At 71.4% G+C, this 21,052-nt stretch carries 17 protein-coding genes and 1 pseudogene; 7 read left to right on the top strand and 11 right to left on the bottom strand.

The genetic code is table 11. From position 1 onward, the window contains the following. Positions 1 to 8: 8 nt before the first annotated feature. The 5 genes and pseudogenes from ACFYQA_RS21150 to ACFYQA_RS21130 all read right to left on the bottom strand — a co-directional run bounded on the left by ACFYQA_RS21150 (position 9) and on the right by ACFYQA_RS21130 (position 4,777). Entirely contained in the window at positions 9 to 575 is a 567-nt protein-coding gene (locus ACFYQA_RS21150) for a GNAT family N-acetyltransferase (protein ID WP_388919879.1), read from the bottom strand. After that, a complete protein-coding gene (locus tag ACFYQA_RS21145) occupies positions 572 to 1,864 on the bottom strand; it encodes a lysine N(6)-hydroxylase/L-ornithine N(5)-oxygenase family protein (protein WP_388919877.1) in 1,293 nt (430 codons plus the stop codon). Before ACFYQA_RS21145 ends, ACFYQA_RS21150 begins: the two co-directional genes overlap by 4 nt. Next, the gene (gene desA / locus ACFYQA_RS21140) at positions 1,848 to 3,290 is read right to left on the bottom strand and encodes a lysine decarboxylase DesA (RefSeq protein ID WP_388919874.1); all 1,443 of its coding nucleotides are present in this window, start codon (positions 3,288 to 3,290) and stop codon (positions 1,848 to 1,850) included. Before desA ends, ACFYQA_RS21145 begins: the two co-directional genes overlap by 17 nt. Before the next feature lie 280 nt (positions 3,291 to 3,570). Then, positions 3,571 to 3,678 (bottom strand): annotated as a pseudogene (locus ACFYQA_RS21135) (siderophore-interacting protein); the annotation flags it as partial. A 52-nt stretch (positions 3,679 to 3,730) separates the two neighbouring features. Beyond that, positions 3,731 to 4,777, bottom strand: a complete 1,047-nt coding sequence (locus ACFYQA_RS21130) for an ABC transporter substrate-binding protein (RefSeq protein ID WP_388919872.1) — start codon at positions 4,775 to 4,777, stop codon at positions 3,731 to 3,733. 198 nt (positions 4,778 to 4,975) lie between these two features. Here ACFYQA_RS21130 and ACFYQA_RS21125 point away from each other — a divergent pair, with 198 nt between their 5' ends. Continuing rightward, complete coding sequence (locus ACFYQA_RS21125; RefSeq protein WP_388919870.1) at positions 4,976 to 5,314, top strand: hypothetical protein; 339 nt, start codon at positions 4,976 to 4,978, stop codon at positions 5,312 to 5,314. Between the two features lie 51 nt (positions 5,315 to 5,365). Here the strand turns inward: ACFYQA_RS21125 and ACFYQA_RS21120 are convergent, their stop codons facing one another. The 4 genes from ACFYQA_RS21120 to ACFYQA_RS21105 are packed head-to-tail and all read right to left on the bottom strand — an operon-like array spanning position 5,366 to position 11,068. After that, a complete protein-coding gene (locus ACFYQA_RS21120; RefSeq protein WP_388919868.1) occupies positions 5,366 to 6,529 on the bottom strand; it encodes an acyl-CoA dehydrogenase family protein in 1,164 nt (387 codons plus the stop codon). A 5-nt stretch (positions 6,530 to 6,534) separates the two neighbouring features. Beyond that, entirely contained in the window at positions 6,535 to 7,482 is a 948-nt protein-coding gene (locus ACFYQA_RS21115; protein WP_388919866.1) for a hydroxymethylglutaryl-CoA lyase, read from the bottom strand. Continuing rightward, positions 7,479 to 9,425: an acetyl/propionyl/methylcrotonyl-CoA carboxylase subunit alpha gene (locus ACFYQA_RS21110; RefSeq protein WP_388919864.1), complete on the bottom strand. Its 1,947-nt coding sequence runs from the start codon at positions 9,423 to 9,425 to the stop codon at positions 7,479 to 7,481. The genes ACFYQA_RS21115 and ACFYQA_RS21110 overlap by 4 nt, the downstream gene beginning before the upstream one ends. A 26-nt stretch (positions 9,426 to 9,451) precedes the next feature. Next, complete coding sequence (locus ACFYQA_RS21105) at positions 9,452 to 11,068, bottom strand: carboxyl transferase domain-containing protein (RefSeq protein ID WP_388919862.1); 1,617 nt, start codon at positions 11,066 to 11,068, stop codon at positions 9,452 to 9,454. An 86-nt stretch (positions 11,069 to 11,154) separates the two neighbouring features. Here ACFYQA_RS21105 and ACFYQA_RS21100 point away from each other — a divergent pair, with 86 nt between their 5' ends. The 3 genes from ACFYQA_RS21100 (at position 11,155) to ACFYQA_RS21090 (ending at position 14,171) form a co-directional block, all read left to right on the top strand. Next, positions 11,155 to 11,751, top strand: a complete 597-nt coding sequence (locus tag ACFYQA_RS21100) for a TetR/AcrR family transcriptional regulator (protein WP_388919859.1) — start codon at positions 11,155 to 11,157, stop codon at positions 11,749 to 11,751. A gap of 319 nt (positions 11,752 to 12,070) precedes the next feature. Further along, complete coding sequence (locus ACFYQA_RS21095) at positions 12,071 to 13,228, top strand: acyl-CoA dehydrogenase family protein (protein ID WP_388919856.1); 1,158 nt, start codon at positions 12,071 to 12,073, stop codon at positions 13,226 to 13,228. Between the two features lie 46 nt (positions 13,229 to 13,274). After that, positions 13,275 to 14,171 carry an acyl-CoA thioesterase gene (locus ACFYQA_RS21090; RefSeq protein WP_388919853.1) on the top strand — a complete coding sequence of 299 codons (897 nt, stop codon included), beginning with the start codon at positions 13,275 to 13,277 and terminating at the stop codon, positions 14,169 to 14,171. Between the two features lie 9 nt (positions 14,172 to 14,180). Here the strand turns inward: ACFYQA_RS21090 and ACFYQA_RS21085 are convergent, their stop codons facing one another. Further along, positions 14,181 to 14,981: a phosphatase gene (locus tag ACFYQA_RS21085; protein ID WP_388919850.1), complete on the bottom strand. Its 801-nt coding sequence runs from the start codon at positions 14,979 to 14,981 to the stop codon at positions 14,181 to 14,183. 127 nt (positions 14,982 to 15,108) lie between these two features. Next, on the bottom strand, positions 15,109 to 16,725 hold the full coding sequence (locus ACFYQA_RS21080; RefSeq protein WP_388919847.1) for a PucR family transcriptional regulator: 1,617 nt from the start codon (positions 16,723 to 16,725) through the stop codon (positions 15,109 to 15,111). A 175-nt stretch (positions 16,726 to 16,900) separates the two neighbouring features. On the opposite strand from ACFYQA_RS21080, the gene speB reads away from it, so the two are divergent. The 3 genes from speB to ACFYQA_RS21065 all read left to right on the top strand — a co-directional run bounded on the left by speB (position 16,901) and on the right by ACFYQA_RS21065 (position 20,916). After that, positions 16,901 to 17,881 carry an agmatinase gene (gene speB, locus ACFYQA_RS21075; RefSeq protein WP_332427870.1) on the top strand — a complete coding sequence of 327 codons (981 nt, stop codon included), beginning with the start codon at positions 16,901 to 16,903 and terminating at the stop codon, positions 17,879 to 17,881. After that, positions 17,878 to 19,563: a thiamine pyrophosphate-binding protein gene (locus ACFYQA_RS21070; protein WP_388919844.1), complete on the top strand. Its 1,686-nt coding sequence runs from the start codon at positions 17,878 to 17,880 to the stop codon at positions 19,561 to 19,563. Before speB ends, ACFYQA_RS21070 begins: the two co-directional genes overlap by 4 nt. A 78-nt stretch (positions 19,564 to 19,641) precedes the next feature. Then, positions 19,642 to 20,916 carry an MFS transporter gene (locus tag ACFYQA_RS21065; RefSeq protein WP_388919841.1) on the top strand — a complete coding sequence of 425 codons (1,275 nt, stop codon included), beginning with the start codon at positions 19,642 to 19,644 and terminating at the stop codon, positions 20,914 to 20,916. Positions 20,917 to 21,052: the final 136 nt, after the last annotated feature.

The raw sequence follows: 21,052 nt of genomic DNA, 5'->3' as shown, positions 1-21,052 counted from the left end.
TGCGGGGCTCACACGCTCACCCCCGTGGCCGCGGCGAACTGATCACGGGTGCAGAAACTCAGCAACGCCTTCTTCTCCGGCTTGTCGATCTCGCGCACGGGGACGAAGCCCACGGCCTCGTTCAGGGCCTGGACCGCCGTGTTGGACACGTCCGGTTCGACGACGACCCGCAGGGCGGCCGGGTCGTCGAAGATGTGGGCGAGGACGGCGGTGATCACGGCCCGGGTGAAGCCGTGCAGCGGGGCGCCGGCCGGCGCGACCAGGAAGTGCATGCCGACGTCGCCGGGCGCCGGCTCGTACAGTCCGGTCAGTTCGCGGTGGACGGGGTCGTACGTCTCCATCAGGAAGGCGGGGACGCCGTCGTGCAGGCCCAGCAGGGCGTGGTGGTGCTCGTCGGCCGCGATCCGCAGGTACTCGCGCTCGACGTCCTCCGCTTTCGCGTCCTGCATCATCCAGAAGGCCGCCTTGGGGTGGGTGACCCAGGAGTGCAGCAGTTCGGCGTCCTTCGGCGGGTCGAGCGGGCGGACCCCGAAGGTGCCCAGCGCGGTCCGCAGGCCGGTGCCGGTGGTGCTCATACGGTGAACTCCTGGAAGGCGATGGACTTCTCGACGGGGTAGTACTCGGTGCCGAGCAGCTCGCGGATGATGCAGCTGTTGCGGTACGGGCCCATGCCCAGGTCGGGGCTGGTGACGCTGTGCGTGTGGACGCCCGCGTTCTGCAGGAACACGCCCCGGCCGGTCACGTCGATGGAGTAGTTGCGGGCCACGTCGAACCGGCCGTGCCCGTCGAAGCGGATGCGGTCCTTGACCGGGTCGAGGAAGGCGGGCGGCTCGTAGTGGTAGCCGGTGGCCAGGACCAGGCCCTCGGTGCGGATCTCGTAGTCCTTGCCCTGCTCGTCCTGGTGGAAGCCGAGCGTGTACGCGCCGTCCTCGTGACGCGCCCCGGTCAGCGTGGAGTTGCCGATCAGCCGGGTGGGGACGGGACGGCCGCCGCTGCTGACGTTCTTCTGGTACAGCAGGTCGAAGATCGCGTCGATCAGCTCCGAGTTGATGCCCTTGAACAGACCCTTCTGCTCCTTCTCCAGCCGGTAGCGGGTCTCCTCGGGCAGCGCCCGGAAGTAGTCGATGTAGTCCGGGGACGTCATCTCCAGGGTCAGCTTGGTGTACTCCAGCGGGAAGAACCGCGGGGAGCGCGTGACCCAGTCGAGCCGGTAGCCGTGGGCGTCGATCTCACCGAGCAGTTCGTAGTAGATCTCGGCGGCGCTCTGTCCGCTGCCGACGATCGTGACCGACTTCTTCTCCTGCAGCTCCGCCTTGCGGTGCATGTACTGCGAGGTGTGGAACAGGCCGCCGTCCAGGCCCCGGCACACCTCGGGCACGAACGGCACGGTCCCGGTGCCGAGCACCAGCCGCCGGGCGCGGTAGGTGACGCCCTCCCGCGTCCGTACGGCGTACAGGTCCGCCGCCTCGTCGTACGTCACCTCGGTGACGGTGGTGGAGAAGCGGATGCTGCTCAGCTGCGCGGCGGCCCAGCGGCAGTAGTCGTCGTACTCGACGCGCAGCGGGTAGAAGTTCTCGCGGATGTAGAACGGGTACAGCCGGCCCTTCTCCTTCAGGTAGTTGAGGAAGGAGTACGGGGACGTCGGGTCGGCGAGGGTGACCAGGTCCGACATGAACGGCGTCTGGAGGTGGGCGCCGTCGAGGAACATCCCGGCGTGCCACTCGAAGTCCGGCTTGGACTCCAGGAAGACGCCGCTGAGTTCGCCGATGGGCTCGGTGAGGCAGGCGAGGCCGAGGTTGAAGGGGCCCAGCCCGATACCGACGAAGTCGTAGGTGGTGTCCGGGGCTTCAGGATGCGCGGTCAAGGGACTCTCCCAGGTACTGCTCGGCGTGGCCGGCGATCAGGTCGAGGACGGCGGTGATGTCGGCCGTCGTGGTTTCGGGGTTCAGCAGGGTGAACTTCAGGTAGTGGCGCCCCGCGACCTTGGTGCCCGCGACGACCGCGTCACCGGAGGCGAACAGGGCCTTGCGGGCGTAGAGGTTGGCGCGGTCGATGCTCGCGGGGTCGGTGACCGCGGCCGGGACGTACCGGAAGACGAGCGTGGACAGCGACGGCTCGACGACCACGTCGAAGCGCGGGTCGGCGGTGAGCAGCCGCCAGCCGCCTTGGGCCAGGTCGCAGACCTCGTCGAAGAGCCGGCCGATGCCGTCGGCGCCCATCACGCGCAGCGTCATCCACAGCTTCAGCGCGTCGAAACGGCGGGTGGTCTGCAGGGACTTGTCCACCTGGTTGGGGATGCGCTCGGTCACCATGCGGCGTGGGTTGAGGTACTCCGCGTGGTAGGTGGCGTGCCGCAGCGTGGCCGCGTCCCGGACCAGTACGGCGGACGAACTCACCGGCTGGAAGAAGGACTTGTGGTAGTCGACGGTGACCGAGTCCGCGTGCTCGATGCCGCTGATGCGGTCCCGGTGCTTCAGCGAGGCGAGGAGCCCGCAGCCGTAGGCGGCGTCCACGTGCATCCAGACGCCGTACTGCGCGCACAGTTCGGCGATCTCGGGCAGCGGGTCGATGGAGCCGAAGTCGGTGCTGCCGGCGGTGGCGACGACGGCCATGGGGACCTGGCCGTCCTCGGCGCAGCGTGCCAGTTCGCGGGCGAGGGCCACGGTCTGCATCCGCTTGTCGTGGTCGACGGGGATCGACACCACGGCGTCCGGGCCCAGGCCGAGCAGTTTCGCGGACTTCTGCACGCTGAAGTGGCTGACCTCGGAGGTGAGGATGCGCAGGGTCGCGAGGTCGCGGGACTTGGCCTCCTCGCGGGCCAGCAGCAGTGCCTGGAGGTTGGACTGGGTGCCGCCGGAGGTGAACACCCCGTCGGCGGCGGCGCCGAGACCGATCCGGGCGGCGGTCCAGTCGATCAGTTTGCGCTCGATGAGAGTGCCGCCGGCCGACTGGTCCCAGGTGTCCAGGGAGGAGTTGACGGCGGAGAGCACGGCCTCGCCGAGCACGGCCGGGATGACGACCGGGCAGTTGAGGTGGGCGAGGTAGCGGGGGTGGTGGAAGTAGATCGCGTCCCGGAGGTAGACGTCCTCCAGTTCGTCCAGTGCCGCGGTGGTGTCGTGCAACGGCCGGTCGAGGTCGATCCGCTCGATGACGGGGGCGAGGGCGTCGACCGTGACGCCGGTGAACGGACGGTGTGTGGTGGCGAGTTTGGCTGCCACCCGCTCGACTCCTTCGGTCACGGAGCGGCGATAGTGCTCCGCGGTGGTGTCGTTGAGCAGGTGCGAGCGCATGTGGGGGCCTCCGGTGGGGACGGTCCGGTGCGGGGAGGGAGTGGGCGCGCCGCGGTGCGGCCCGTTTTTACTTAGGGGAGCCTAACCTAAGCGAATGCGTTTTATTCCCGTTGTCGCCGTGACCGTCCTCACTCCGTCGCGAGGTGTGAAGGCGGGCTCAAGTGGAGTCGCCGTCAACGCTGTTCGCGTAACTGATTATCCGTCAAGTCACGACACCAGTACCCCACGGAGGTGATGCGGCGGCGCCGGCCGCCGCCTCGCCGGCCCTCGGACCGACGCCGCGCAGGTTGGTCCCGGTGGAGGTGACCCGGGCCAGGAACGGACCGAGCCGCCTCGTTCCGGCGACCTGGAGGGAGGAGAAGCGGAACGGGGCGGCTACGGCAGTGGTCGCGTACGGCTCCGGTGACGGGGGAGGGGCGGCCGACGAGCCGGCCGACGGGTCAGCTGACCTTCTTGGCCTTCTCGATGGCCTCGGCGAGGGCCTCGATCTGCGGGACGCACTTGTCGTACGACAGGATCGGCTCGGCGGAACGCCCGATGACCTGACCGGCCTTCACCGCGGGCAGCTTCTTCCAGGTCGCCTCGGTGATGTCGGCGGGCTGCATGGCCGAGCTGCGGTCGTCCATGATGATGACGTCGGCCTTGTGCTTGTCGACGTTCTCCCAGCTCAGGCTCTCGAACCAGCCGCCGGTGGGCTCCTTGGCCTTCTCGGTCGGCTCGACGAAGTTCACCCCGAGGGCCTTGTAGTACTCCAGGTCGACCGAAAGGTTGGTGCCGGAGACGTAGAACAGCTCCGGGCTCGCGGAACCGGCCATCACCTTGATGTCGGGATTGGCCTTGGCGGCCTTGCGCAGCCGCTCGGAGGCCTCCTCGAAGCGCTTCTTCGCGTCGGTGACCTTGGCGGCCTTCATGTCGCCGCCCAGCGACTCGGCCAGCTCCCACATACGCTCCAGCGACGCGGTCAGCTGACGGTCGTAGACGGAGACGGCGACGCTCGGCGCAAGCTTGGCGATCTTGTCCTTGGACGTCTCGGGGACGTACCAGAGGGTGCCCGCGTCGTCGAACGTGGTGGAGACGAGGACCTCGGGGGAGAGCGTCGCGTACTTCTCGACGTTGAACTGGTCCCAGGCGTTGCCGAGAATGGTCACCTTGCTGATGTCCATGTCGCCGGCCTGGACGTCGGCCTTGCCGTCCTTGGTCTTCGTCGGACCGAAGACGCCCTTGACCTGGACACCGTAGTCGTGGAGCGCGGCGGCGGCACCGGTGAAGGCGACGATGTTCACGGGGACCTTGTCCAGCTTCACCGTCGTGCCGCGGTCGTCCTTGAAGGACCAGGGACCGGACTCCTCGGCAGCCGCCGACGAGCCCGAGCCGCCGCTTTTCGTGTCGCCGTCCCCGCAGGCCGCGAGCACGGCACCGAGTCCGAGGGCGCCACCGGCGGCGAGGATGCCGCGACGGGAGAAGCGGGCGGTTCTGGCGTTCGACATGGCTGGGTCTGCTTTCGTGCGTACGGAGGCGTGGGGTGCGGGCTCACGGCGCCTCGGATCAGAGGCAGGCTTAGGGTAGCCTAACCTCACGGAATGTCCAGAGTGGGCCCGGAGTTCCTCCCCGCCGGAACAGCGACGACGACCGTTCCCTACAGTGATTCCCCTCGCGGGCAAGGGAACGGGACAAGGGGACGGGACATGCGACCGCTCAGACGATGGGGCGCCCCCCTGGCCGTCAACCTGGTCCTCGGGGTCGTGGCCGTGGTGCCGCTGTGGCTGTCGATGATGTTCGCCGCGAACTACCCCCTGGCCGAGCTGGGCCTCACCTCCAGGGAGCCCACGGACAACGACGGCATGCTCCCCTGGGCGGTGATCCTGATCCTGGTATGGGCCGTCTTCCTCGCCCTGTGGATCCCGCTGAACCAATGGGCCCGCCCGGAGTCCTGCGCCCGGCGGTGCTACTGGACGGCGAGCGCGGGACTCGTCCCGGTGCCGATGGTGCTGATAGCGGTCCTGTCCGTCCTGTTCGACGGATGAGGCGGGCGGTGCGGACCGGGGCCGCCGGCCCGCCCGCCGTCTCCTGGGCCGTCAACTCGTCGGCAGGCCCAACTCCCGCGCGATCAGCATCCGCTGGACCTCGCTGGTGCCCTCGCCGATCTCCAGGATCTTGGAGTCGCGCCACATGCGGGCGACCGGGTACTCGTTCATGAAGCCGTAGCCGCCGTGGATCTGGGTGGCGTCACGGGCGTTGTCCACGGCGACCGTGGACGAGTACAGCTTGGCCAGCGCCGCCTCCTTCTTGAAGGGCTCGCCGGCCACCAGACGGCTCGCCGCGTCACGCCAGGCGAGGCGGGCCGTGTGGGCCTTCATCTCCATGTCCGCGATCTTGAACTGGATGGCCTGGTTGGCGCCGATCGGCCGCCCGAAGGCATGCCGCTCCTTGGCGTACTTCACCGACTCGTCCACACAGCCCTGCGCGAGACCCGTGCCCAGGGCCGCGATGGCGATGCGTCCCTCGTCGAGGATGCGCAGGAACTGGGCGTAGCCCCGGCCCTGTTCGCCCAGCAGGTTCGCCGCCGGGACCCGCACGTCCGCGAAGGACAGCTCCCGCGTGTCCGACGCGTTCCAGCCGACCTTCGAGTACGGGGCCGCCACCGTGAACCCCGGGGTGCCCGACGGGACGATGATCGCCGAGATCAGCGGCCTGCCGTCGGGCTTCCGCCCGGTCACCGCCGTCACCGTGACCAGGCCCGTGATGTCCGTGCCCGAGTTGGTGATGAAGCACTTGGTGCCGTTGATGACCCATTCGTTCGTCGCCTCGTCCAGCCGGGCCGTGGTGCGGGTCGCGCCCGCGTCACTGCCGCCGTCCGGCTCCGTCAGGCCGAACGCGCCCAGGATTTCACCTGTACACAGCCGGGGCAGCCACTCGCGCTTCTGCTCCTCCGTGCCGAACAGGTGGACCGGCATCGCGCCCAGCGAGACCCCGGCCTCCAGGGTGATCGCCACCGACGAGTCCACCCGGGCCAGTTCCTCCAGGGCCACACCCAGCGCGAAGTAGTCGCCGCCCATCCCGCCGTACTCCTCCGGGAACGGCAGGCCGAACAGGCCCATGCGGCCCATCTCCCGGACGATCTCGTACGGGAACTCGTGCCGCTCGTAGAAGTCGCCGATCTTCGGCGCCACGACGTCGTGCGCGAACTCCTCGACCGTACGGCGGAGTTCTTCCAGTTCGGGGGAGAGCTTGTGGTCCATGTCGTTCACTGCTCCTGGTGGGAGAGGGCTCGGACGGTGCGGGACGGGCTGGGCCGGCCCAGGTGGGCGGCCATCCAGACGCTTGTGGCGACGAGACGGCCGAGGTCGACTCCGGTGTCGATGCCGAGTCCGCGCAGCATCCACACGAGGTCTTCGGTGGCGAGGTTGCCGGTGGCGGACTTCGCGTACGGGCAGCCGCCCAGTCCGCCGGCGGAGGCGTCGACGGTGGTGACGCCCTGCTGGAGCGCGGCCAGTGTGTTGGACAGGGCCTGGCCGTAGGTGTCGTGGAAGTGCACGCCCAGGGCGCTCACGGGCACGCCCGCCTCGGCGAGCGCGGTGAGCAGGGCGGTCACATGGCCCGGGGTCGCCACCCCGATGGTGTCTCCCAGGCTCAGCTCGTCGCAGCCCATGTCGAGCAGGGCCCTGCAGACCTTCACCACCTGGGGAAGGGGGACCGCGCCCTCCCAGGGGTCGCCGAAGCACATCGACAGATAGCCCCGGACATGGACGTCCTGTGCCTTCGCCCGGCTCACCACCGGCTCGAACATCGCCAGTGCCTCGTCCACCGTGCGGTTGAGGTTGGCCTTGGCGAAGGACTCCGTGGCGCTGGCGAAGACGGCGACCCGGCGGGCGCCGAGCGTCAGCGCGCGGTCCAGACCCCGTGCGTTGGGCACCAGGACCGGCAGCGACACCGGCAGGTCGGCGACCGCCGGGTACAGCTCCTCGGCGTCCGCCAGCTGGGGCACCCACGTGGGGTGGACGAAGCTCGTCGCCTCGATCGTGGTCAGGCCCGTGCCGGCCAGGCGGCGGATGAACTCCGCCTTCACCTCCGTCGGGACGGTCGCCTTCTCGTTCTGCAGTCCGTCGCGTGCGCCGACCTCGTGGATCCGCACGCGTGCGGGCAGTCCCTCGGCCGGTACGGCCATGGGCAGGCCCGGTTCCGAGGCGTTCATGCCGTCCTCTCCTCCTCCGTGGCCGCGGGCGCGATGACCGCCAGTACCTGGTCCATCGCGACCGTCGTGCCCGGGGCCACGTCCAGCTCGGTGACCGTGCCGGCGTGCGGGGCGGAGATGACGTGCTCCATCTTCATCGCCTCCACCACCAGCAGGCTCTGGCCCGCGCTCACCTCGTCGCCGACGGCGACCTTCACCACCGTCACCGTGCCGGGCATCGGCGCGGTCAGCGAGTCGGCGCCGGAATGCGCCGCGCGGTTCAGGGACGCGGCCACCGGGTCGTGGTCGCGCACGTGCCAGGCGTCGCCGTCCCGGCCGAGCCAGTCGGCGGCGCGGTGGAAGGTGTGCCGGACGCCGTCCAGCGTCACCGACACGCGGTCGTCGGTGACGGTGTGGGAGCCGCGGGCCATGTGTGCCACGGGTTCACGTCCCGTCACTCGCAAGTCGAACGCGACCGGCCTCGGCGTACCCCCCAGACGCCAGCCGTCCGGCACCGAGAACGGGTCCGTCCAGCCGTCGCCGCGCGGACGCAGCGCGTCCAGCCGTACGGCCGCCGCCGCCTCGTAGACCTCCTCGGGGACGTCGGCGGAGACCAGGCTCTCCGCCTCGCGTTCCACCAGCCCCGTGTCCAGGTCGCCGCTGACCACCGCCGGGTGCGCGAGCAGCCGCCGCAGGAACCCGGCGTTGGTCGGCACGCCCAGCGTGACCGTCTCCGCGAGCGCCGCCCGGAGCTTGCGCAGCGCGGTCGCGCGGTCGGGGCCGTACGCGATCACCTTGGACAGCATCGGGTCGTAGAGGCTGCCGACCTCCGTGCCCTCGGTGAGGCCGGAGTCGGTACGGATCCCGTCGCCCTGGGGTTCGCGCAGCTTCAGCACCGTGCCGCCGGAGGGGAGGAAGCCGCGGGAGGGGTCTTCGGCGCAGACACGGGCCTCGACGGCGTGACCGGTGAGCCGGACGTCCTCCTGCGCGAAGCCGAGCCGCTCGCCCGCCGCCACCCGCAGCTGCCACTCCACCAGGTCCAGCCCCGTGATGAGTTCGGTGACCGGGTGTTCCACCTGGAGACGGGTGTTCATCTCCATGAAGTAGTACGAGGCGGGATCATTGCCCGGCACGATGAACTCCACCGTGCCCGCGCTCCGGTAGCCGCAGGAGCGGGCCGCCTGCACGGCAGCCTCGCCCATCGCGGCCCGGGTCTCCTCGTCGAGGAGCACACTGGGCGCCTCCTCGATGATCTTCTGGTGACGTCGCTGGAGGGAGCACTCGCGCTCACCGAGGTGGACGACATTGCCGTGGCCGTCGGCCAGCACCTGGATCTCGATGTGCCGGGGGCGGTCGATCCACCGCTCGACGAGCAGCGTGTCGTCGCCGAAGGAGGCGCGGGCCTCGCGGCGGGCTGCGGCGATCTCGTCGGCGAGCCCGCCCGCGTCCCGTACCAGCCGCATGCCCTTGCCGCCGCCGCCCGCGGAGGGCTTCAGCAGCACCGGCATGCGGATCTCGCGGGCCGCGTCGGCGAGCTGCTCGTCCGTCAGGCCGCTGCCGCTGGAACCGGGGACGACCGGGACCCCGGCCGCCTTCACCGTCTCCTTCGCGCGGATCTTGTCGCCCATCAGGGAGATCGCGTCGGCGCCCGGCCCGATGAAGGCCAGCCCCGCCTCCTCGCACGCCCGCGCGAACCCCGCGTTCTCGGCGAGGAAACCGTACCCGGGGTGCACCGCCCGGGCGCCGGTGCGGGCGGCGGCCTCCAGCAGCCGCTCCACCGACAGATAGCTCTCCGCGGCCGGCGCCGGACCGATCCGGACCGCCGTGTCGGCCTCGCGGACGTGCCGGGCGTCGGCGTCCGCGTCGGAGAAGACGGCCACCGAGCGCACGCCCATCGACCGCAGGGTGCGGATGACCCGGACGGCGATCTCGCCCCGGTTGGCCACCAGCACTGTCTCGAACATCTGACCTGACATCGTCTGAGGTCCCCTCACATCCGGAAGACGCCGAACTGAGGGTCACTCAGTGGCGCGTTGGCGCACGCGGTCAGAGCCAGGCCCAGGACCTGCCGGGTCTCCATCGGGTCGATCACCCCGTCGTCCCACAGGCGGGCCGTCGCGTAGTAGGCGTTCCCCTGCCGCTCGTACTGCGCGCGGATCGGCGCCTTGAACGCCTCCTCGTCCTCGGCCGGCCAGCTCTCCCCGCGGGCCTCCGACTGGTCGCGTTTGACCGTCGCCAGCACCGAGGCGGCCTGTTCGCCGCCCATGACCGAGATCTTGGCGCCCGGCCACATCCACAGGAAGCGGGGCGAGTAGGCCCTGCCGCACATCGAGTAGTTGCCCGCGCCGTACGAACCGCCGACCACCACCGTCAGCTTCGGCACCCGCGTGCACGCCACCGCCGTCACCATCTTGGCGCCGTGCTTGGCGATGCCGCCGGCCTCGTAGTCCTTGCCGACCATGAAGCCGGAGATGTTCTGCAGGAACACCAGCGGGATGCCGCGCTGGTCGCACAGCTCGATGAAGTGGGCGCCCTTCTGGGCCGATTCGGAGAACAGGATGCCGTTGTTGGCGACGATCCCCACCGGATGGCCGTGGATCCGGGCGAAACCGGTGACCAGGGTCTGCCCGAACTCCGCCTTGAACTCGGCGAAACGCGACCCGTCCACCACGCGCGCGATGACCTCCCGCACGTCGTACGGCGTACGGGAGTCGACCGGGACCGCGCCGTACAGCGACAGCGGGTCGACCTTGGGCTCCACGGCCTGCTCGACCCCCCAGGGGAGCGGACCGCGCGCCGGGAGGGTCGCGACGATGTTCCGCACGATCCTGAGCGCGTGCGCGTCGTCCTCGGCGAGATGGTCGGTGACGCCGGAGACCCGGGAGTGCACCTCACCGCCGCCCAGCTCCTCCGCCGTGACCACCTCGCCGGTGGCCGCCTTCACCAGGGGCGGGCCGCCGAGGAAGATCGTGCCCTGGCCGCGGACGATCACCGCCTCGTCGCTCATCGCCGGGACGTACGCCCCGCCCGCCGTGCACGAACCCAGCACCGCCGCGATCTGCGGGATGCCGGCGCCGGACATCCGGGCCTGGTTGTAGAAGATCCGCCCGAAGTGGTCCCGGTCGGGGAACACCTCGTCCTGCATCGGCAGGAACGCCCCGCCGGAGTCCACCAGGTAGACACAGGGCAGCCGGTTGTCCAGGGCCACCTCCTGTGCGCGCAGGTGCTTCTTCACCGTCATCGGGTAGTACGTGCCGCCCTTGACGGTCGCGTCGTTGGCGACCACCACGCACGCGCGCCCGGCGACCCGCCCGATCCCGGCGATCACCCCGGCCGCCGGGGCCTGCCCCTCGTACATTCCGTCGGCCGCCAGCGGGGCCAGCTCCAGGAAGGGCGAACCGGGGTCGAGAAGGGTGTCCACGCGCTCGCGCGGCAGCAGTTTGCCCCGCGCGGTGTGCCGGGCCCGCGCCCGCTCGCCGCCGCCGAGCGCGGCCGCCGCCAGTTTGGCGCGCAGCTCCTCGACGAGCGCGTGGTGCGCCTGCTCGTTGGCCCGAAAGGACTCCGACGCGGGATCGGCCGCGCTGTGAAGTTCCGGTGCCTCGTCCATCTGCCGGTCCCCTCGCCTGGTTAATGACCGTTAACGGATTTCCCTCAGGTTAACGACCGCTAACCCCGCTGTCTAGAATCGATTACATGGCCACCAGAACCGATGCCCCGACCCGCCGCGAGCAGATCCTCAAGGAGGCCGCGCGGCTGTTCGCCGAGCGCGGTTTCCACGGAGTCGGGGTCGACGAGATAGGTGCCGCGGTCGGCATCAGCGGCCCCGGTCTGTACCGGCACTTCCCGGGCAAGGACGCGATGCTCGCGGAGCTGCTGGTGGGGATCAGCGGCCAGCTGCTCACCGGTGCGAAGCAGCGCCTGAAGGAGGTCGACGAGGCGGCTCCCGAGGTGGTCCTGGACTCGCTGATCGAGGGCCACATCGACTTCGCGCTCGACGACCGGCCCCTCATCACCCTGCACGACCGTGAGCTGGACCGCCTCCGGGACACCGACCGCAAACTGGTGCGGCAGTTGCAGCGGCAGTACGTCGAACTGTGGGTCGGGGTGGTGCGCGCGCTGTACCCGGACCTCGCCGAACCCGCCGCACGCTCGGCCGTGCACTCCGTGTTCGGGCTGCTCAACTCCACTCCGCACCTCACCCGGCCCGGCTCCCTGCCCGGCCGCGCCACGACTGCGGCGCTCCTGCACCGAATGGCCCGCGGGGCCTTCGCCGCGGCGGGCCCGACCTGACCTGGGGCCCGGCCCGGCCTGGGGCTCGGGCTGACTCAGGGCTCGGGCCGACCCGGGGTCCGGCCCGGCCGGGTTCGGCCCGACCTCGGACTCCCCGTTCTGGGCCCTCCCCGGGGCCGGCTCGCCGGGTGCCCGGCCCTGGGGTACGTGACGAGCGTTACGGGGTTCGTGGTCTGGACGGCTCTGGCTACTCGCCGGTACGGTTGAGTCTCTGAGCAAGCGCTTAGGCATGTTGGGCGGCCAGGTGGCAGAGCGCCCGACGTCGGGCAACCAGGAACGCGAGAGCGGCGCCGGACCAGGCGCGAAGGAGGGTGGCGGCGTGCGCCGTACGGTGTTCAACGAGGACCACGAGGCTTTCCGGGAGACCATCCGCGACTTCATCGAGGCCGAGGTCGTCCCGGTCTACGACGAGTGGTTCGCGGCGGGCCAGGCGCCCCGCGACTTCTACTACAAGCTCGGTGAGCTGGGCATCTTCGGGATCAGCGTGCCCGAGGAGTTCGGCGGCGCGGGCATGGACACCTACAAGTTCGAGGCGATCCTCTACGAGGAGACCGCTCGCGCCGGCGTGCAGTTCGGCGGCTCCGGCGTGCACGTGCTGCTCGCCCTGCCGTACCTCAAGATGCTCGCCACCGACGAGCAGAAGAAGCGCTACCTGCCCAAGTTCGCCACCGGCGAGGAGATGTGGGCCATCGCGATGACCGAGCCGGGCACCGGCTCCGACCTCGCGGGCATGAAGACCACCGCCAAGCTCAGCGAGGACGGCAGCCACTACGTCCTCAACGGAGCCAAGACCTTCATCACCGGCGGCGTCCACGCCGACAAGGTGATCGTCTGCGCCCGCACCGACGCCCCGACCGCGGAGGACCGCCGCCACGGCATCTCCCTGTTCGCCGTCGACACCAAGTCCGAGGGCTACTCCGTCGGCCGCAAGCTCGACAAGCTCGGCCTGAAGACCTCCGACACCGCCGAGCTGGCGTTCGTCGACGTCAAGGTTCCCGTCGAGGACCTCCTCGGCGAGGAGAACAAGGGCTTCTCCTACCTCGGCCACAACCTGGCCTCCGAGCGCTGGGGCATCGCCTTCGGCGCCTACGCGCAGGCCAAGGCCGCCGTCCGGTTCGCCAAGCAGTACGTGCAGGAGCGCACCGTCTTCGGCAAGCCGGTCGCCCACTTCCAGAACACCAAGTTCGAGCTGGCCGCCTGCCAGGCCGAGGTGGACGCCGCCGAGGCCGTCGCCGACCGCGCCACCGAGGCCCTGGACGCGGGCGAGCTCACCCCCGCCGAGGCCGCCTCCGCCAAGCTGTTCTGCACCGAGGTCGCGCACCGCGTCATCGACCGCTGCCTCCAACTGCACGGCGGCTACGGCTACATGAACGAGTACCCGATCGCCCGCCTGTACGCGGACAACCGTGTCAACCGCATCTACGGCGGCACCAGCGAGATCATGAAGTCGATCATCGCCAAGGACATGGGCCTGTAAGGCGTCCGACATCCCTGGCCTCTACGAGCACCGGTACAACTGACCCATGAGCCAGGCACTACAGGATCTCCTCGATCTGCTCGACCTCGAGCAGATCGAGGAGAACATCTTCCGCGGTCAGTCCCGCTTCGCCGTCGTCCCCCGGGTCTTCGGCGGGCAGGTCGCCGCGCAGGCGCTGGTCGCCGCCGGGCGGACCGTCCCCGCGGACCGGCCCGCCCACTCCCTGCACGCGTACTTCCTGCGCCCCGGCGACGCCGGCGCGCCCATCGTCTACACCGTCGACCGGATCCGTGACGGCCGCTCCTTCACCACCCGCCGGGTCGTCGCGGTCCAGCACGGCAAGCCGATCTTCCACCTCTCGGCGTCCTTCCAGAAGCACGAGGAGGGCCTGGAGCACCAGGAGCCGATGCCGTCCGCGCCCGACCCGGACACGCTCCCCACCTCCCAGGCACGGCTGCGCGACTACCGGCACCTCGACCCCGACGTCGTCGAGCGCTTCCTGGAGGCCCGCGGGGCCGTGGACCTGCGCTACGTCGACGAGCCGCCCTACGGCCGCTTCGGCGAGCCCCGCGCACCCCACTCCCAGGTGTGGTTCCGCACCGACGGCAAACTCGGCGGTGAGATCGACGAACCGCTGCTGCACGTCGTCCTCGCCACCTACGTCTCCGACATGACGCTGCTGGACTCGGTGCTGCTCGCGCACGGCCGCGGCGGCTGGGCGGTGGGGGACGTGGTCGGAGCCTCCCTCGACCACGCCATGTGGTTCCACCGGCCGTTCCGTGCCGACGCATGGCTGCTGTACGACCAGCAGTCCCCGTCCACGCACGGCGGCCGGGGCCTCGGCCAGGCCCGCATCTACACCCAGGACGGCCGCCTCGCGGTCTCGGTCATCCAGGAGGGCCTGGTCCGCGTCCCACGCGAGGAGCCACCACGCCCGTCCTGACGGCCGTCCCTAACGAGCGCCCTGGTCCAGTCCCGCCTCCGCCAGCAGGTACGCCGTCATCGCGTCGTAGTGGCGGGGGCTGACCACATGGTCGTCGAGGGGGACCGTCACCTGGAGGGTGCCCTCCGCCTCGGCCAGGAACAGCGCCGGGTCGTTGCAGTCCGCGTAGCCGACGGAGTCGACGCCGTACTGCCCCGCGGCGCCCGCCCAGCCGTGGTCGGCGACCACCAGGTCGGGCAGCGGGCGGCCCTCGCGCTCCAGGGCGGTGAGAATGGCCTTCATCGGCTCACCGGAGTGGGTGTGCCACAGTGTGGCCCCGTGCTCCAGCACCGCCACGTCCGCGAACTGCATCACGTAGCCCTCGTCGGTGGCCAGCCCGTCCGGGATCACCACGATCTCGCAGCCGGCGGCGCGCAGCCCGGCGGCCGTGGCGCGGTGCACGTCGAGCAGGCCGCCGGGATGACCGGTGGCCAGCAGCACCCGCTGCTGCCCGTCCGCCGCCTTCCGCAGCCGCCCCGCCATCCGCTCCAGGGCGGCCACGGTCAGCTCGGGATCGATGGTGTCCTGGCCGTACCGGTGCTCGGCGTCGTCGCTGACCCCGGCCCGCTCCGCCATCACCGCGAGCACGTCCTGCTCGTCGCTCCAGCGGTCGCCGAGCTCCAGGCCGAGCCAGTAGTGGCGGTCGCCGTTCGCCAGCTTGCGGTAGTGGGAGAGATTGTTCTCGCGCGGGGTGGCGACGGCACCCGCGATGCGCGTGGTGGCGAGGTGGGCGAGGAGTTCGGCGCGGCTGGGCGTCCCGGATATCGGCATGCCCCCATTGTGGAGCAGGTCGGAGCGGGCGTCCCTGGGTATCGCCCCCTGGGGCGTGCGTCACGTACTCGGACGGTCTCCGTACGCGTACTCAGAGCGGCCGGACCTTCCGGGTGGTGCGGGGAGGTCAGGTGTGGCGCAGGGCGAACCACAGGTCCATGCGTACGTCCGGGTCGTCCAGGTCGGCGTCCAGCAGGGCCGCGCACCGGGCGATCCGCTGCCGCACGGTGTTGCGGTGCACGGACAGGGCCACCGCGGTGCGGTCCCAACTGCCGTGCAGGGACAGCCAGGTGCGCAGGGTGCCGATGAGCGCGGGCGTACCCGCCAACGGGGCGAGCAGCATGCGGGCGTGGGCCCGGGCGTCCGCCGCGGGGACCAGCTCGTCCAGCGCGGGGCGGGAGCCGTGCACGACGAGCGGGGCCCGGGTGGCACGGGCGCGGGCCAGCGCGCGGGCCGCCTGGGTGTCGGCCGCCGGCCAGTCGTCCGGGGCGACGGCGGCACTGACCCCCAGGGTCCAGCCCGGTTGCGCCTCCGGCTCCCGTCCGGCCGGCACGAGCACCCGCACGACCCCGTCCGCCGGATCCACCAGCGCCGACCCGAGCGCCGCGCCGAGCGCGGATGCCTTCAGGGCGTCCGGGGGCCGTATCTCCGGGGACCGCGCCCCCGGGGACCGGGCCTCCGAGTGCTGTACTTCCGAGGGCCGTACGGTCCGGCGCGCGTGCACGACCCGCCACGGTTCGCCGCCGAGCAGCGGCGCCACCTCCTCCGGCGCGCTTCCCAGCAGCAGCCGTACGAGCGCGGCGGAGCGGGCCGCGCCGGTACCGCTCTGCTGCTCACCGGTCAGCAGGGAGAGCAGCACCGCGGCCACGGACGCGATGGTGTGATCCCCGGAGTCCCGCGCCGGGGCCGCGACACCCAGCACGAACCCGTGCCCGGCCCCGAGCGCGTAGGCGGCCAGCCGGACACCGGCGACCGTGTCCGTGGCGGAGGCGGGAGAGGGGCGGGACCGCGCCTGCCCGGCCGGGGAGGCCGGAACGCTGTTCGCGGGGACCGCCCTGGGCCCCGTTCCACTCGTCGGGGCCGGCCGGTGCTCGTCCGGGACCGTCGGGCGTACCACCTCGGCCAGTTTCGCCAGGGCCGTGTCGGTCTCCTCGCCCCGGGTGCGGCCCGCGGCGGCGATCTGTGTGCCCTCGGGGCCGAAGAGGACCGCCCGGCCGTCCAGGTGCCGGGAGAGGCGGTGCAGGACCGAGGGGACCGGGTCCGGGCGGGCGGCGGCGGAGGCGAGACTGCGGTGGGCCTCCGTCACGCGGCGCAGCTCCGCCAGCCGGGCCTGCGCCATCAGTTGCCACACCGCGCGGGCCACCCCGGAGAACGTGGTCCGCGGCGGCACCTCCAGCAGCGGCAGCCCCTGGAGATCGCAGGCCGCGACCAGCGCCTCGGGCATGGTGTCGTGCACCGGAGCCAGGCCGAAACCGAGCGCCGCGCCGCCCGCCGCCACGATCCGGGACACATAGGCGTCGAAGTACCCCGGGCCCGCCCCGTCCGGGATGTGCACCCCCGCCGACAGCAGCAGCTCACCGCCCAGCAGATACGGGTACGGGTCGGCCATCTCCGAGGTGTGCGCCCAGCGCACGACGATGCCCGGGCCCGACGGCCCGGCGACCCGGCGCAGGCCCAGATCCTCCCGTGCCAGGAGTGCGTCCAGGGGCACCGGAGGCGTGGGGGGAACCGTGGGATCCGGCATGGTGGACGTTTCCTCCATGTTGCTCGTTCCAAGTGGATGAAACGTACACTTTGCAGCCGCTTTCCGGCCACCTAACGTCGCCGACAGTGCGACCGGGAACCAGGTCCCCGGCGCCGGTAAAGTCATGCGGCAGGCAGTGCATACGCGGCGAAGCGTAGGAAAGAAGGCATTACCCATGAGCAGCAACGAGACGCCCCGCGGGCCCGTCGACTCCTCCCGCGTCCCCCGGTACGCGGGCCCCGCGACCTTCGCCCGGCTGCCCCGCCTCGACGAGGTCGGCCGCACGGACATCGCCGTGGTGGGCGTGCCGTTCGACTCGGGCGTCTCCTACCGGCCGGGCGCCCGCTTCGGCGGCAACGCCATCCGTGAGGCGTCCCGGCTGCTGCGCCCCTACAACCCCGCGCAGGACGCCTCCCCCTTCGCCCTCGCCCAGGTCGCGGACGGCGGCGACATCGCCGTCAACCCGTTCGACATCAACGAGGCCGTCGAGACCGTCGAGGCCGCCGCCGACGACCTGCTCGGCACCGGCGCCCGCCTGATGACCCTCGGCGGCGACCACACCATCGCCCTGCCGCTGCTCCGCTCGGTCGCGAAGAAGCACGGCCCGGTCGCACTGCTCCACTTCGACGCCCACCTGGACACCTGGGACACCTACTTCGGAGCCGAGTACACGCACGGCACCCCGTTCCGCCGGGCCGTGGAGGAGGGCATCCTCGACACCTCCGCCCTCTCGCACGTCGGCATCCGGGGCCCGCTCTACGGCCGGCAGGACCTCACCGACGACGAGAAGATGGGCTTCGGCATCGTCACCTCGGCGGACGTCTACCGCAGGGGCGCCGACGAGGTCGCCGACCAGCTGAGGCAGCGCATCGGCGACCGTCCGCTGTACATCTCCATCGACATCGACTGCCTGGACCCGGCGCACGCCCCCGGCACCGGAACCCCCGAGGCCGGCGGTCTGACCTCCCGCGAACTCCTCGAGATCCTGCGCGGGCTGGCCTCCTGCAACCTGGTCTCGGCGGACCTCGTCGAGGTGGCCCCCGCGTACGATCACGCGGAGATCACCTCGATCGCCGCCTCCCACACGGCGTACGAGCTGACCACGATCATGTCCCGCCAGATCGCCGCGGCCCGCAAGGAGAACGAGGGCAAGTGACCCACGACCACGACCTGGTGCTCCGCCCGACCCCGGCCCAGACGGAGGCCGCGCTGAACCCTCCCGATGGCCGTACCGGCGGGGACCTGGTCGTGGAGACCCTGGCCGGCCTCGGCGCGACGACCGTCTTCGGGCTGCCCGGCCAGCACGCGCTCGGCGTGTTCGACGCCCTGCGCCGCTCGGACCTCAGGTACGTCGGCCTGCGGGTGGAGAACAACGCCGCCTTCGCGGCGGACGCGTACGGCCGCGTCACCGGCGAGGCGGCCCCGCTGCTGCTGTCGACCGGGCCGGGCGCGCTGACCGCGCTGCCCGCGCTCCAGGAGGCCGCCGCCGCGTCCGCCCCCGTACTGGCGATCGGCAGCCAGGTGCCGACGGCGGGGCTGGGCGGCGGCCGGCACGGCTATCTGCACGAACTGCCCGACCAGGCGGATTCGTTCCGGGGCGTGGTCAAGTCCGTCCACTCCGTGCGCACCGCCTCCCAGATCCCGTCGGCGATCACGGCGGCCTGGCAGTCGGCGCTGACGGTGCCGCACGGTCCCGTGTGGGTGGAGATCCCGCAGGACGTGCTGGACGCCCCGACGGTCCTGCCGGTCGTGACGGCCATGGACGCCACCCCCGACGAACTGCCCCCGCGCCCCGAACTGACCGCGCTCGCCGCCCACTGGCTGACGCACGCGGAGCGCCCCGCGATCATCGCGGGCGGGGGAGTGATCCGTTCCGACGCCTCGGGCAAGCTCCGCAAGCTCGCCGAGCTGATCCAGGCACCGGTCGTGACGACCCCCGGCGGTAAGGGGGCCTTCCCCTGGACGCATCCGCTGTCGTTGCGGTCCTGGCTGGAGGACCGCCACACGACGGACTTCCTCGAGGACGCCGACGTACTCCTGGTCGTGGGCTCGGGCCTGGGCGAACTCTCCTCGAACTACCACACGTTCACACCGCGCGGCCGGATCGTCCAGATCGAGGCAGACCTCGGCAAGCTGGAGTCCAACCATCCGGCACTCGGCATCCACGCGGACGCGCGCCTCGCACTCCAGGCCCTGCTGGAGACGGTGGAGCCGCGCGAGGACAGGGCGGCGCCGGAACGCGTCCGCACACTGCTGTCGAAGGTCGCCGAACGCATCGCCGCCCAGGAACTCACCCTGGAACAGGAGGTGCTGGCGTCCGTCCGCCGCGCCCTGCCCGACGACGCGCCGTCCTTCTGGGACATGACGATCCTGGCCTACTGGGCCTGGTCCGCCTTCGACGCCAAGGGCCCCAACCAGCTGCACTCCGCCCAGGGCGCCGGAGGCCTCGGCTACGGTTTCCCGGCCGCCCTCGGCGCTGCGGTCGCCGACCCCACCCGCCCGGTCCTCGCGGTCTCCGGAGACGGCGGCGCCCTGTACTCCGTCGCCGAACTGGCCACGGCCCGCCAGTACGACCTCGACGTCACCTGGCTGATCGTCGACGACGGCGGCTACGGCATCCTGCGCGAGTACATGACCGACGCCTACGGCGAACCCACGGCAACCGACCTGACCGGCCCGGACTTCGTGGCCTTGGCCGAGTCCTTCGGAGTCCCGGCGGTGCGCGCCACCCCCGAGACGCTGGAACACGACCTGGCGGCGGCCCTGGCCACCCCGGGCCCGTCCGTGGTCGTCCTCCCCGCGGTCCTGCGGATGTTCGCACCGACCCACCTGAATTGAGCGGCCGCCGACCGAACTCCCTGTTAATCTGTGCTAGATGGCCTCCGGCGCCCAGCGGGCACGCTCGGAGGCTTTTTCATGCCTTCCGACGACTACTCCGCGCCCCCTTGCGTGCCCCTTTCCGCGTCCGCTTCGCCACCCACCGCGCCTCCCGCCACCGGCTACCGCGCTCTGCTCCGCAACCGTGAGTTCGCCGGCCTGTACATCGGCTTCACGCTGACGGTCGCCGCGAGCACCCTGTCGGGTTTCGCGCTCGGTACGCTGGTCAACGACCGGACCGGGTCCCCTTTCCTGACGGCCGTGAGCATGTACGGCGCCACGTTCGCGACCGTGCTCGGCGCACTGACCCTGATGTCGGTCGCGGACGGGAAACGTCCCCGCCGCATCCTGGTCATGCTCCAGTGCGTCTCCCTGGCGGGCGTGGCCGCGCAGGCGATTCCGGGGCTGCCCCTGCCCGCCCGGTTCGGGCTCCTCCTGGTCCTGGGGTTCTTCCAGTCCCTCGGCACCGGAGCGCGGATGGGGCTGCTCGCCGAAGTCGTGCCGGTCTCCGCGTACGCGCTCGCCCGGTCGCTGATGAACATCACCTCGGGCGGCACGGCCGTCCTCGGCTTCGCCGTAGGCGCCCTGCTGCTGCGGTACCTGAGCCCGCACGAGGTCTTCGCCGTCGCCGCCGTCCTGACCGGACTCGGGCTGGTCGCCGTGGCGACGACCGCCCGGGAGTACTCGACCCGCCCGGCCGACCCGGGCCGCCCGGGCGCCCGCTCCGACGCCCGCCCCGGTCCCCACTCCGGACTGCGCCGGACCTGGGCGACCAACGCCGAGCTCTTCTCCCACCCCGGCAGGCGTGCGCTGCTGCTGAACCTGTGGGTTCCCAACGGCCTGATCGTCGGCTGCGAGGCGCTGTTCATCTCCTACGAACCGGAGCACGCCGGCATCCTGCTGGCCGCAGGCTCGGCCGGCATGCTCCTCGGAGACCTGACCGTCGGCCGACTGCTCACCGCCGGCCGGCGACGCCGCTGCGCGTTCGCCCTGCGGCTGCTGCTCGCCGTGCCGTACCTGCTGTTCGCCGCGAGCCCGCCCACTTGGGTGGCGGCGGTCGCGGTGTTCGTGGCCGGTGCCGGGTTCGCCGCCACCCTGCCGCTCCAGGAACAGCTTCTCGCGCTGACCCCGGACCCGGTCCGCGGCCAGGTCCAGGGCGTGGAGTCCGCCGGCCGGATGACCTGGCAGGGCCTCGGCGCCGCACTCGCCGGCGGCCTCGCCCTGTACCTCGGCCCCGGCCCCACGATCACCGCCCTGGCCACCCTGTCCATCACCGTCACCGTCCTCTCCCGGCCCTTTGTGCTCCGCGCCTGATCGCCCCAGGTCACAGGGCCGGTTGGTTCGGAGAGCCCTTTAGTGCGTTGCGGCAAAGGGAGTCCCTGTTCGATGAGCAGGGGCTTCTTCGTGTGCGGGGCATGATCGCGGAGGGGTAGGGGCAGGCAGCGGACGG

The sequence above is a fragment of the Streptomyces sp. NPDC005774 genome (assembly GCF_042871645.1).
GTDB lineage: Bacteria > Actinomycetota > Actinomycetes > Streptomycetales > Streptomycetaceae > Streptomyces > Streptomyces pratens.
Note: the sequence above shows the minus strand (reverse complement) of the source record. Positions and strands in the feature narration are given on the sequence as shown.